The sequence below is a fragment of the Psychrobacter sp. bablab_jr014 genome (assembly GCF_016464015.1).
Classification (GTDB): Bacteria; Pseudomonadota; Gammaproteobacteria; order Pseudomonadales; family Moraxellaceae; genus Psychrobacter.
Genome location: NZ_JACDXT010000019.1, coordinates 105897 through 118697, shown reverse-complemented (window position 1 = coordinate 118697; position 12801 = coordinate 105897). Strand labels below are relative to the sequence as shown.

Annotated in this window: 10 protein-coding genes; 2 read left to right on the top strand and 8 right to left on the bottom strand. The window is 45.1% G+C overall.

Annotation, left to right across the window (positions count from 1 at the left end; translation table 11 throughout):
- Positions 1-214: 214 nt before the first annotated feature.
- The 3 genes from glyS to JIE71_RS05175 form a co-directional block, all read right to left on the bottom strand.
- Positions 215-2308 carry a glycine--tRNA ligase subunit beta gene (gene glyS / locus JIE71_RS05185; protein WP_199507669.1) on the bottom strand — a complete coding sequence of 698 codons (2094 nt, stop codon included), beginning with the start codon at positions 2306-2308 and terminating at the stop codon, positions 215-217.
- A gap of 9 nt (positions 2309-2317) precedes the next feature.
- The gene (gene glyQ / locus JIE71_RS05180; protein ID WP_199507836.1) at positions 2318-3286 is read right to left on the bottom strand and encodes a glycine--tRNA ligase subunit alpha; all 969 of its coding nucleotides are present in this window, start codon (positions 3284-3286) and stop codon (positions 2318-2320) included.
- A 422-nt stretch (positions 3287-3708) separates the two neighbouring features.
- Complete coding sequence (locus JIE71_RS05175) at positions 3709-3921, bottom strand: PspC domain-containing protein (protein WP_199507668.1); 213 nt, start codon at positions 3919-3921, stop codon at positions 3709-3711.
- Positions 3922-4565: 644 nt separating this feature from the next.
- Between JIE71_RS05175 and nadR the strand changes: the two genes are divergently transcribed.
- Together nadR and pnuC are read left to right on the top strand one after the other, a co-directional pair.
- A complete protein-coding gene (gene nadR, locus JIE71_RS05170; RefSeq protein ID WP_206767398.1) occupies positions 4566-5624 on the top strand; it encodes a multifunctional transcriptional regulator/nicotinamide-nucleotide adenylyltransferase/ribosylnicotinamide kinase NadR in 1059 nt (352 codons plus the stop codon).
- 108 nt (positions 5625-5732) lie between these two features.
- Positions 5733-6488, top strand: coding sequence for a nicotinamide riboside transporter PnuC (pnuC, locus tag JIE71_RS05165; RefSeq protein WP_199507667.1), 756 nt, complete (start codon positions 5733-5735; stop codon positions 6486-6488).
- A 69-nt stretch (positions 6489-6557) separates the two neighbouring features.
- Here pnuC and JIE71_RS05160 read toward each other — a convergent pair whose 3' ends face one another.
- The 5 genes from JIE71_RS05160 to JIE71_RS05140 form a co-directional block, all read right to left on the bottom strand.
- Positions 6558-6800, bottom strand: coding sequence for a hypothetical protein (locus JIE71_RS05160; RefSeq protein WP_199507666.1), 243 nt, complete (start codon positions 6798-6800; stop codon positions 6558-6560).
- A 424-nt stretch (positions 6801-7224) separates the two neighbouring features.
- Complete coding sequence (locus JIE71_RS05155) at positions 7225-7452, bottom strand: hypothetical protein (protein ID WP_199507665.1); 228 nt, start codon at positions 7450-7452, stop codon at positions 7225-7227.
- Between the two features lie 645 nt (positions 7453-8097).
- Positions 8098-8529 (bottom strand): hypothetical protein, encoded by a 432-nt coding sequence (locus JIE71_RS05150; protein WP_199507664.1) that lies wholly within the window; start codon positions 8527-8529, stop codon positions 8098-8100.
- Between the two features lie 40 nt (positions 8530-8569).
- On the bottom strand, positions 8570-9637 hold the full coding sequence (locus tag JIE71_RS05145) for a polymorphic toxin type 44 domain-containing protein (protein ID WP_199507663.1): 1068 nt from the start codon (positions 9635-9637) through the stop codon (positions 8570-8572).
- Entirely contained in the window at positions 9627-12467 is a 2841-nt protein-coding gene (locus JIE71_RS05140; RefSeq protein WP_199507662.1) for a type VI secretion system Vgr family protein, read from the bottom strand. The genes JIE71_RS05145 and JIE71_RS05140 overlap by 11 nt, the downstream gene beginning before the upstream one ends.
- Between the last annotated feature and the right edge of the window lie 334 nt (positions 12468-12801).

Below are 12801 nucleotides of genomic sequence, written 5' to 3'. Positions count from 1 at the left end.
GCTACCTGCTGGCAGACACCAATGAGCGCTTGGACATAAAAACCATCATCCACGTGGTCTTAAGTGTACTGTAAATCAGGATATAAATACAGTTTTTGCCATATCCGTGAGCCTGTTTGCTTGTCTGTCTTATTCATTATTATTATCAAACTGCCATAAAAAAAACTGACCATGATGGTCAGTTTTTTATTGTCGTTAATAACCAGCTATAGCCTTACATCTGCAATTCACTGATATCGGCAACGGTTAAGAACAGTGCACGCACTTGGCTGAGTAACGCCAAGCGGTTACGGCGTAGCGCCACGTCTTCACTGTTCACCATCACGTCAGCAAAGAACGCGGTCAATGGCGCTTCTAGTTGTGCCAGTTGCTCAAGCACTTGCGTGTAGTTGGCGTCATCAATCAGCGGCGCAGTGACTGCTTTTGCTTGCTCAATCGCCTCATGCAAGGCTTGCTCTGGCGCTTCTTGTAATAGCGCTGTATCTACCGCATCGCTTGGCGAGTCTTCTGATTTTGCCAAGATATTCGCCACGCGCTTATTGGCATCAGCAAGACCTGCTGCTTGTGGCAAGGCTCTAAAATTCTGCACGGCATGGATACGCTGGTCAAAATCAAGCGGCATGTGCGGGTTAATCGCTTGCACCGCTTGGATAGTATCCACGCTCACACCTTGTTCGGTATACATCGCACGATAGCGCGAGTTTAAGAACGCCATGACTTGGGTAAAGGTCTCGCCCATCTTAGCGACTTTTTGCGTCTCGCCGCTGTTGTAGTTTTTAATCGCCTGCTCAACCAGCGCCACGATATTGATGGGCAGCTGCTTTTCAATCAAAATACGCAAAATACCAATCGCTTGACGGCGTAGGCTGAACGGATCTTTTGAGCCTGTCGGCGCTTGACCAATGGCAAAAATACCGACCAAGGTATCGAGTCTGTCAGCCAGTGCTAAGCAAATGCCAATCGGCGTTTGTGGCAAGGCATCACCACTAAACTTCGGCAAATACTGCTCTTCTAAACTTGCGGCGACCGCTTCAGGCTCGCCGTTCAGACGCGCATAATACGTGCCCGCGATGCCTTGCAGCTCAGGGAACTCGCCGACCAATGAGCTTGCCAAATCGGCTTTGGCAAGCATTGCTGCGCGTACGGTCTCATCAATATTAATCGTGTGCCCGCTTTGCTGTAGCAAGCCTGCGATAAAGGCAGCAAGCTTGGCGATACGCTCTGATTTCTCAAAAATCGTGCCCAGCTGCTCTTGGAAGACGCGAGTTTTCAGACTTTCGGTCAACGCAAACAAAGGCTGCTTTTGGTCTTGTAAGAAGAAAAACTCAGCATCGGCAAGACGTGGACGCACAACTTTTTCGTTACCAGAGACAATCTGCGTAGGGTCTCTAGATTCGATATTGGTAATAAAAATAAAGTACGGCTGTAATTTGCCTGCCTCATCGGTCAAACAAAAATACTTTTGGTCTGCCTGCATGGTCGAGATAAGCGCCTCTTGTGGCACTTGTAAAAAGCGCGGCTCAAAGCTTGCACGCAGTGCAATCGGTAAATCAACCAGCGCGGTGACTTCATCCAGCAGTGCCTCAGGTACGATGGCTTGGGCGTTGACTTCGGTTGCTAATGCCTTGACTTGATTGGCAATCATCATCTGACGCTTATCAAAGCTCGCAATCACGCGCGCGTCTTCGAGTATCGCTTCGTAGTTGTCTGCATGGTCGATTTCGCGATAGTCAGGGCTGTGGAAGCGGTGACCACGCGTTTGCTTGCCTGTTTGATGCCCTTGGATGGTCGCGTCAATCACCGCGTCATCTTGCATCAACACCACCCACTGTACAGGGCGTACAAATTCTTCTTTTGACGCGCCCGAGCGCATACGCTTGGCAATCGGTAGGTTATCAAGCGCGGTTTGGAAAATCTCAGGCAGCAGCTCGGCAGTGGCTTTACCATGAATGGTCTGCTCATAGCCCACGTAGTCGCCTTTATCGGTATTGATGGTCGTCAGCTCCGATGGCTCAATGCCCAAGCCCTTGGCAAAGCCCATGGCTGCGCGGGTTGGGTTGCCGTCGGCATCAAAGGCCGCTTTAATCGCAGGGCCGCGTTTTTGCTCGCTGCGGTCAGGCTGTTTGTCCGCGATGTCTTTAATTTGAATCGCTAAGCGGCGCGGCGCAGCAAAGGCAATAATCTCACCAAAGCCAATCTCTGCGGCGTTTAGCTGCTCAGTCACGCTGCTGACAAGCGCATCACGTAGTGGCTTTAGGCTTTTTGGGGGCAGCTCTTCGCATCCTAATTCAAATAAAATGGTGGTCATGAGGTGCTCCTATTGTTGCGCGTTTGCAGTGTTATTTTCGGTCTTGGCTGCCGTTTCTTCTTTGGGCAGGTATTTTTCTAACGCCTCGGCGCGGTGTGCGTCGTCCGCTAATGGGAAGCCCAATTTAGCACGCGCTTCGACATAGCCAAAGGCAACTTTACGCGCTAAGGTACGCACACGCAAAATAAAGCGCTGACGCTCAGTAACCGAAATCGCGCCACGTGCGTCCAGTAAGTTAAAAGCATGTGAGGCCTTAAGCACCATCTCATACGCGGGTAGTGGCAAGCCTGCCGCCGTTAGCTTGTCCGCTTGGTCTTCATAAAAGTCAAACAGCTCTGAGGTTTTTTCGATATCGGCGTGCTCAAAGTTATAGGTTGATTGCTCCACTTCGTTTTGGTGGAACACATCGCCGTAGCTCACGCGGCCAAACTCACCGTCCGCCCATACGAGGTCATATACGCTGTCCACCCCTTGCACATACATCGCAAGGCGCTCAAGACCGTAGGTAATCTCGCCTGTGACAGGGAAACACTCAATGCCGCCCACTTGCTGAAAATACGTAAACTGGGTGACCTCCATGCCGTTCAGCCATACTTCCCAGCCAAGACCCCACGCGCCGAGCGTTGGTGATTCCCAGTTGTCTTCGACAAAGCGAATGTCATGTACCAAAGGGTCAATACCAATCGCACGCAGCGAGTCCAAATACAGCTCTTGAATGTTTGGCGGGTTTGGCTTTAGTACTGCCTGAAACTGGTAATAATGCTGCAAGCGGTTGGGGTTGTCGCCATAGCGTCCGTCGGTTGGGCGGCGTGATGGCTGCACATAAGCGGCATTCCAGCGTTCAGGGCCTAACGAGCGCAAAAATGTCGCGGTATGAAACGTGCCTGCGCCCACTTCCATATCATACGGCTGCAAAATCACGCAGCCCTTAGACGCCCAATAATTTTGTAGCGTGAGAATCAAATCTTGAAAGGTCATCGGTTGTGAGGTCGTAGCTTGGGAAGTCATAAAAAAGTCACTTTAGAATAAAAAGTATGAGACCAGACGGACACAGCAGCGCTGCATTTGCCAATATCGGCACTCGCTGCCTTGGTGTGTCCATTTGTTTGCTCACCTTACTAAAAAACAAGGATTTTATCCATACATCGCGCAACTAAATTTTTGTCTTAAGCACGATTGACGCGCATTTGCACAAAAAAATACCCAGATGGATGAGCATCTGGGCAGGAGGAAAAGCGGATGTTTATGATCCTGCTTGTGCAGGTTTTTTATTATAAGTACGCACTTGTTCTTATTATTATTAATCTGTCAATCTTACTGCTGTCTGAGATAAAGCGTTTTCTTATACTGGTAAAAAAATATGCTTTATTAAATTAAACGTATTAACAAATATAAAAGCATTAACGATATGAAGCGTCAGTGGCGTTTGGCATCACAACCCACAAAACGATATAAATCAAAATACCAGGGACAGCCGCGCTTAACGAAGATATCACTACGAATAAGACACGCACCCAAAACGGTGACCAGCCAAAATATTCTGCAATACCACCCATCACGCCAGCAATCATGCGGTTTTTTCGCGACCTGTGTAGTTTTGCTAGTGTTTCCACAATAAGTACCTCTCTCTGTGTTTCTTTATCGTTTTAATCGTTATTTTTAAATGATTTTTAAATTTGTAATGTCTAAATATTTAGTAGCAATCCGTTTAAATTTTAAAAAATTGTTTGGTATTTATTCTAATACTTCTTTTTAATATTCAGATACTAGAACACAGCATCAACACTTTTTTATATTTGTTTTATTATTCTTTTTGCGCTTAATGGCGCTTATTTTTTATAAAAGTGTCGTGCTGTGAACTTAACTTTGAGTATAGCAAGCGGACGCTTTTCTACTGTTGAGTGTATGAGTGTACTTTGTGAACTTGTGCAACGTAATATTGCCCTTACCTGTCACACCTTGTCATAAATCCCTGATTCTAAATGGGTATTTCAAAATGTTTCGATATTAACTTTGTTGCTCAGGTGTTACTTTGCAGGCTTTATGATGCTAAGTCTTTCAAATTAAACGTATAAATCTAACACGTGTAAATTTACATCTATACAGCATAACAGCGCTGCCGCTTACAATAACCTACCTGCATTCCAATAGAATTGTTTATACCATATTTTATGCTTCAGACCATTTGCCAAACCTTAAGGCAAATAAAGAACAAACCAAACATAAGAATAAGACAAGAAAAAGGATGTAATACGCGATGATTCAAGATTTTGGGGTATTGATTTCGGATTTTGAACCGCTGCATTTAGGACATCTACGCCATATTATGGCGGCGGTTGGACAGGTTAAAACGTTGCATGTGGTGATTACGCCAAGTGCGCGCCCGCATTCTGATTTTGTCATTACTTTGCAAGACAAAGCGCGCTGGCTACAGATGGCGTGCGCCGATTTGCCTTTTGTGGTGCTACACCTGTCACAAGCGCCTATTCCTGCTTATGATGCTAAGGCGTTGCCTACACCACTGGGCGATTATAAAACACAAATCTCAGCACTGTATAAAACGCTAGAATGCCCTACCGAGACGCCGCTGTATGTAACCAAGGACAGTATTTTTGCCCAGCTTGATGACGTTCAGGACAAAGAAATAGAAACCGCTGCTCTACCCTTTATGACATTGGAAACAACAGGCTTTGATAGCGCAGCCATTGCAGCAGACCCTGTCGCGTACTGGTCGGCGCTACACCCTGAGGCGCGCGGCGACTATACCAAAACCGTGGCAATCGTCGGTGGTGAAAGCTCTGGCAAAACGACTTTATTACATAAGCTGGTCAATTATTACGGTGCAAGCTACGCGCTAGAAATGGGGCGGCTGTATGTGGGTACGGACTTGGGCGGTAGCGAGCTGGGCTTGCAATACAGCGACTATGCGCCGATTGCCCTCGACCATGCCGAAGCGATGCGCGCCGCGAAAAAAGAAGCGCTGGCGCCTGTCACCATCATTGATACCGACTTTGTGACCACGCAAGCATTTTGTGAGGAGTATGAGGGGCGCACGCATCCATTTGTGGCTGCCTGTGCGGAGACCTTTCGCTGCGACTACACCATCATGCTCGACAACAATACGCCGTGGGTCGATGATGGTATGCGCTCGCTGGGCGACCCTGAGGCACGTGGACGCTTTGAAGCGCGTCTGCTTGAGATATTTGCGCGTCATAACATCATCCCGCATGTGATTGATGCGCCTGACTATGACGCCCGTTATGAAGCGGCAGTGGCATTTATTAACGCGCATATCTATCAGCAAAATGACGATTGATTACCTGTTTGGTTTGCACGGACAACGTGTCTACTGAGTACGATTTCGAGATTCTGTTAATCACTTTAATAATAAAAAGAACAACCAATATAAGTAAGGACGAGCCGTATGCGTATTCAATTTTTGGACAATTTAACAGGTAAATGGGCGATGCAATGGATTATCGCTTGGTTTATTTTTGGGGTCGCAGCACTGTCAGCGGGGTTTTGGCTGACGACAGAGCACACAGGACTAGATATATTTTATTTAGGCGTGTCCTTTGTGGGACTTATCTGTGTGGTATCGCTGTCGTTTCGTAAAAACGTCATGGGTAATGGCTTGGGCATGGCGGCGACCGCAGGTGAAGTCGTGGTACAGGCGACCTCAGGCGCGGTCGGTCTGATGCTTGCGCCGCTATTTAACTTTTTTACCCACGTCTACGGTATTTTTTATTGGTCAAAGCACACCGATGCTGATGGCGACATGGTGCCTAAGTCAGCAAGCAAATGGGTATGGCTGATTACTGCGGCATTTATTGTGATTGGTTTGGCACTTTTCCCAACCGTGAACCGCTTGCTCGCCAGCTACGGCTATGCAGTGGTCGAAAATGACAACAGCTTATTTTTAGGTGTAATATCGTTCTTTTGGATTAATGTGTTGGCGTTCGTGCTGTCCATCACCGCGCAGGCGGCGATGATTTTGCGCTACTCGTTTAACTGGTGGCTATGGATTATCGTGAATTTTGTTTGGCTCATCGTCAATCTGATGTCGGGCAACTGTATCTTTGCCATCCAAACGATGGTTTATCAGGTCAATGCTTTTGTGGGCTTGTATGAGTGGCATCGCAGTGAGCAAGACGCTGCTAACGCGCCTGCGAGTCCATAGCACTTACTTAACCTTTTGCCCTACACTTTTAGTCAGTCTCGGGTAAGCTGCTAGGTAAAAGCATTTCATTTAACCGTTATAAGCCATCACTGCTAGCGCAAATAGCCAGATATTGATACCGATAGCAACTATCCAAGAGAGGTTGACCTGCCAGTTTTTACCTGTAAATGCCTTTTGTGCTTCGGGGGTTATCGGTTGTATGGGGTAGGGATTGTCCTTACCATCCCACGTCAGCAGCTTTTTTACTTCAGGGTGTAAAATAGCGCGCTTGGCAAGCGTAATGATTGGCTTGAAATAAATTATCCAGTGCAATGAGTGACCCAACTATCAGCATAACTGCCCGCCCAGCGCCTGTATGACGGCTGTTTAGTATGCCTAATTTGCGATAAATGATATCTGCGCACGCAAATAGCGACTTGCTGGTATCTGCAGGATAGGCTTGGCAAATCTCGTTATCAATTGGTAAATCCTCGGCTGGACGCTCCATATAGGTACGAATAAATGCCCAGTGTACGCGGGGGTCTACTCTATAGTCCTCAAGCTTAAGGTGATGAGTGATATCACCCGTTTTAGGATCTGCGACATAAAGATTGAGCGGTGTATAAGCTTGGTTATAGCGATCTAAATGTAAGTCTGGATGAACGTCTTTATAATCGACTATTTTAAGCTCATAAGGCTGCCTAAACTTCATTAATGGTAAATACCCCCAAATCACATGGGTTCGCTTTTTACCTTGTCAGTTGTAGCGATCGATACAAGGTTTTCCTATCGGTGCATAATCATGAGAGCGAATGGTCTGGCTCTCAAAGCCACTTTCATCTATATAAATAATACGGTAGCCTTGCTGTATAAAGCGATCAAGCTTATGCTGATATATCGCTCTCTTCATCGGACACGCTTTTGGATGTTCCAAGGTCTTTTTTTGACTAATCTCAAGGCGTTTTAGAGCATGAAAGATACCCATGTTCATCAAAAAAATAATTACGCTTTTCTGCAGATGAAAAGAATTTATCCATAGGTTCTAGAATATCAACTATTATTTATTTTGCTTTAATTATCTTTTTAAAAAAATATTGATTATTTACTTGACTATAAGTAGCCTCTTATAGCAAATATTAAAACTACTTGTTTTTATATCTATAAAATCATCATAAATTTTAATTGCATACTTACAAAACCCATCATCACTAATAAAAAATTATTTTGAATATTCTGTAGATGTTGTATTGATTGAATCAGCATCATACAAAGCTATATTAACTTTGTTTTCTTTACTGGAGAAAACATACTTTCTTCTAATACTAAAGGAATATGACTCCTGTGGTTTTATAGTAGTAGTACTATTGAGCATTCTATCTACCTCTTCCAATGAAGGCTCTATAGAATTAGCGTTAGACTCACCTCTAAATAACTTTAAATCATAATTTTTTAAGTTAACTACTTCTACCCCAGGGCTTAAAACACAAGAATATACAATAGAAAAATTATAAATAAAGATATAAACGAAAAAGGTATTTTGAAATCTTCATACTTTTTAAAACACCTCTAAATTTCTAGGATTTACTTTTTATACAAAAACAGTAGTGATTGATTTTTATTATTAATTTAACTAAATATCATCTTCAGCTATTGACAACTTTCTATAGCAAATATCCAATCCTCTAGTCTCAATATCATTATAACCATCATAGATATTTATTTTATACTTACAAGACCCACTATCTCCTATTATAAAACTTCTTCCCGAAACTAAACCTTCTTTTTCGTATGATACATCTACTCTTATTTTTTCATTATTTATTAAGGATTTCATACTAATATTATAAGTATAACTTTCATTTGGTTTTATATATACTATATTATCAAACATGTCTTCCACTTCATCTAGATCAGGGTCAGAATTTTTGTTTTTAAATTCACCTTTAGTTGCTCTAATAATATTATTTGTATTATTAATTATTTTTAAACCTGGAAAGAAAAGACTATAAAAAATATAAGCCAAAAAAGAAATAATTAAAAAAATAGCTATTTTATATTTCATAAAAAATCCGTATAAATTTCAATCAGTATGGTTTCATTAACTATCTAAGACAATAATGTTTTACTTTTGAAACTGGAAGTTTATTATTTGGTTGAGAAATTATCTCCCTTAAAAGTATAGATGCTGTAATATTTTTGCTTAGTTTATACTTTTCGTAAAGTCCAATTCCAATTTCCATAGCTGTCTTATCATCCGCAGTATCGCCGCTCATTTCTAATCTTACAGCGTCACTTACATACTGAGCGATATTAGAACCTGTAATCAACTCATTTGCTGTAAATCCAACTGACCTTCCTACGTACCCATAATGAATGTTCGACCATATATCTAGATAGTAATCATATTCTTTGTACTTATGATAGTAAGTTTCAGACCACGTATTACTTGGTGGTGGTAGAGGACGATGGACAGCTACATGTTTAAACTTCTCTCGAATTTTAAGCTTATGATCCCATGGCTTTCCAGTATTCACTTGTCCAATCCAAAGCTCTGCAGCGGTAATTTTAGATCTACTTCTATGGTTTGCACCTGATATAGGGTACCCTGTCTGTTTAGATATTCGTGTAATTGACGCGTCAGCTTTATCAAACACCCTTCTGAGTTGATTAGAGAGTTCACCTGTTAAGTGATATCTCATTCTATGTGCAACTGGAGAATTAACATTAGTCTTTATTTCATCAACGATATATTGAGCTACTTGGATAGCACCATCTTTATGACTACAAGCAGCAATACGCACTTGCCGTTCCATCTCCTTATTTGATTGAGTCACAGCTTTTGTTGATTTAATATAAATTGAATTGGAGTTTCTGCCTAGTGAGTCCATACTTCCTGTATCAGAAGCCTCTATTATACCTTGAGCTAAAACAAGTTTGGTATTAGAGCTCGCCATTACTTGGTAAGTTATAAGCATATCGTCAACACTAACTTTGGTATCATCGTATTGAAACCGAATTGTTTTACTTCCTAATTTTTCGATAGACCCTATCAATGGTAATTTAGAAAAAATACCAGCATTATTAATGTCAATTCGATACTGAATTTTAGATAGAACTGGTAGGCTACCACTGATATGCAAATGAATATACCCTGTTTTCTTAGCCATCATCTTGCCCCTCTATAACATGTATTTCAATTTCTGCTGGCTCTTCAGTAATGAACTGCTCAGTGTATCCAAAATTATCCGTTTTACCCGTGATCACTTCTTCTGAGGTATGGTTATAGGCAATATAATCACGGTTACGTATAGGATTTCCCTGTTCGTCCTCAGCTTTATATTTTAGATAAAACTTCTCGCCATCTATAATTCTGGACTGTCTTAAACTAATTGATTGAATGCCCCCGTCACCCTCCCCACCCCCACTACCCCAGTCCACCTTACTTGCCTTATAGCCCGCTTGACTTGGCGTAATCAATGTCACATCGCCACCTAACATCTCAATACCGCTACCTGCCGCTTTTAGGGTCAGTGTATCGGGCGCGATGATGTCGATACTGCTGCGGCTATGGATGCGTAGGATCTGCTCACTGTCTAGGCGCATCTCGTTTTGATGCGCTTGGATGACCATATCGCCATGAGCGGCGGTGTGCGTCTGGGCTTTGTTGCTGTAGTACTGCACATTGCCCGCGACCAGATGATTGATCTGCGATTGGCTGTGGTGATGTGTGCTGTCTGTGGCATGGCTATGCGTATTTTTCGTGCTGGTCTGCTGACTGTGCTGCCCTGTAAAGATACCCATATCATGCTGGGCGTGTATTAGGATATGCGGCTGTTGCCATGTACCTGCATCACTCAAGGCAGTGTCGGTGCTGTCTTTACTAACCTGTGCATAGGGGGGTTCGCCGTCTTCCATGGGTGGTTCACTGTTGGCTTTTAGTCCAACAGGCTGATGGGTGCTTGCTAGGGTGGCGTAGGCTTGTTGCTGCTGGTCGGCGGTTTGTAGTTGGCTGTGGTTTTGATGACTCATGTGCCCTTTGCTATTGTCGCTACTGATGTACAGTCCTGTGCTGCCTTGTAGACTGCCTGCCGCTTGGGTTTCGATGCTGATACCTTGTCCACGCGCTTGACCTCGGATGTGGTCGGTCTGCTGATACAGTTGCCCAAGGTTCATGCTGCTGTGATGACTGCTACTGTAGAGACTGATTTGTTCACTGCCTGTATATAGGTCAAACATCAGCTGGTTGTAGCCATTGGTGGTGCTGTCTTTGGTAGCGTCCCCTGTACGGCTGCTATCGATACTTTGGGTCTTGATGCCGTCGATAGGGTGGCTGTGACTTTGGTTCATAAACCATGTGGGGCTGGTGGCGTCAATGGCATCGCTGTCACTGGTGATGCTGTTGTGCTGGGCATCAGGGTTGCCTTGACCATTATGCGTGCTGCCGACGATGACAGGGTGAGTGATGTCACCACCGATAAAGTCGATTAAAACGTGCTGACCATGGCGTAGTGGGTGCGTCTGCCCCATGTGGTCAGCGACCACATGGCTTGCGATGGGTACCCACTGTGCGCTGTCGTCCATGCTCATGTCATCTTCGTGCTGCCAGTGGTAGCGGATATGGGCGCGGTGGTTGCGGTCGGTGGTGATGCCTTGGCTGCCCTCTGCAATGATGCTGGCGCTCATGAGTCCATGCAGGCTCGGATGTGCTTGTCCTAAACTGGTGAGCTGCTGCCCGTAGGGAATGTGATGGTGATACGGGTGCGGCTGATAGTGCGCGATGATGTGATGGGTGTGCTCGGTCTTATTAAGCTTGGCTTTGCCGCGCTGTTTGGGCTGCAAGGTGGTCGGGTCGATATACGATTGCCCGAGCCATTCTACAGGTAGGTGGTTGTCTATCTTGTGACAGATGGCGCTGATGCTAATGGGCTCGGTGACAAAGGGGTTACCTGCCACGTGATAGCTGTGCGGCAGCTGTAGATGACGAATATTGCCTTGTAGCTCGCCTTGATAGGCACGCTGCTCATAATAGTATTGCTGGCGCTGTGCCAGCTGCTCAAGGGCATCGCTGTCCATGTGGGTATGGCTGTGCAGATAGCGTTGATGTGCGCCGTCTTGCTTGGTGTCGCTTTGATGACTGCCGCTATAGCGGTCGCGTAGGCGGTTGTCATAACGGTGCAGATGTGTTTCTTTAACATGACCGCTGATTTGCGGGCGTAGCATGGTGATGCGGTCTTGGGTGTCTGCCATGCTCGCAGGGGTTTGGCTTAGGGTATCGGCGATGTCATCGCCATCAGGGTGCAAGGCTTTGTCATCGTGGCGCACGAGCACGAGGGTGTGTGCGCTATCGCTATACTCGTAGTAGCCTGTGATGCCAAAGCGCTGTAGATGCTGCTGCAAGTAGGCAAGGTCGGTTTGGTTGTACTGGACGCTATGCTGTATGTGGCAGTCTTTGAGCACGTCGCTCATTTTTATATCAAAATTAAAGGGGCTGACAATGTCCTCTACCAAGGCCGCCAAGCTTAGGTGATGGTGACGGCGATTGTGCGCGCTCAGGCGCAATTGATACAAGGCAGGCTCAACCACGATGCGATATGTTGCCATACCGCCATTACTGCCAAGGGCACTTGCCTCTGTGATGATACCGTGGCGCACTTGGCGGGGTGTGAGCATGCTGCCTGTTTGCCAATGCAAAGACAGCGCCTGACCAATCCATGACGCGACCGACAGCCCTGCGCGCTCATTAACCAGTGTGATGACATAGCGATAGCCGCAAAATAGCGCATCGGTACGCGCCTTGTAAGACAGTCGGCGTAGGTCTTGATGATAAGGACTGGGATAGTGTTCAGGCGCAGGCAGCGCGTCTGTTTCTTGATACGCCGCATCAGGGATATCCGCCCCGAGCAAGCTTTCTAATAAGAACGCCTCACTGATGATACTTTGCGCCAGCTCCGTTTGTGCGCTACGCAGCTGTAGGTATCGATGCGCCTGTGTCCACACCATGATTGACTCCTATTGAATGACTTCACGTCATGAGCAGTGACCCATACATCACATTGTGGGCGTTTGCCTGCCTCTGATTTTTAAAGGATTAAGGTAATGCGTTGGGTGGCTATGGTCTTTATTAATGACTTTTCTGTAGCTAGGACGTGTCTTCACTTCAAACGTCTACGACTAAATAGGCTAAAAATGGCTAAATCTTTGGCAAACGGTGTCAAATAGCTGGTCAATACCTCAATATTATCTGCGCTATTTTCCTTGTTTGCCTGTGATTTATCTCATTTTTATCACCATTTTTAAAATGAAGACACGCCCTAAAGACCATAACCGATATAGA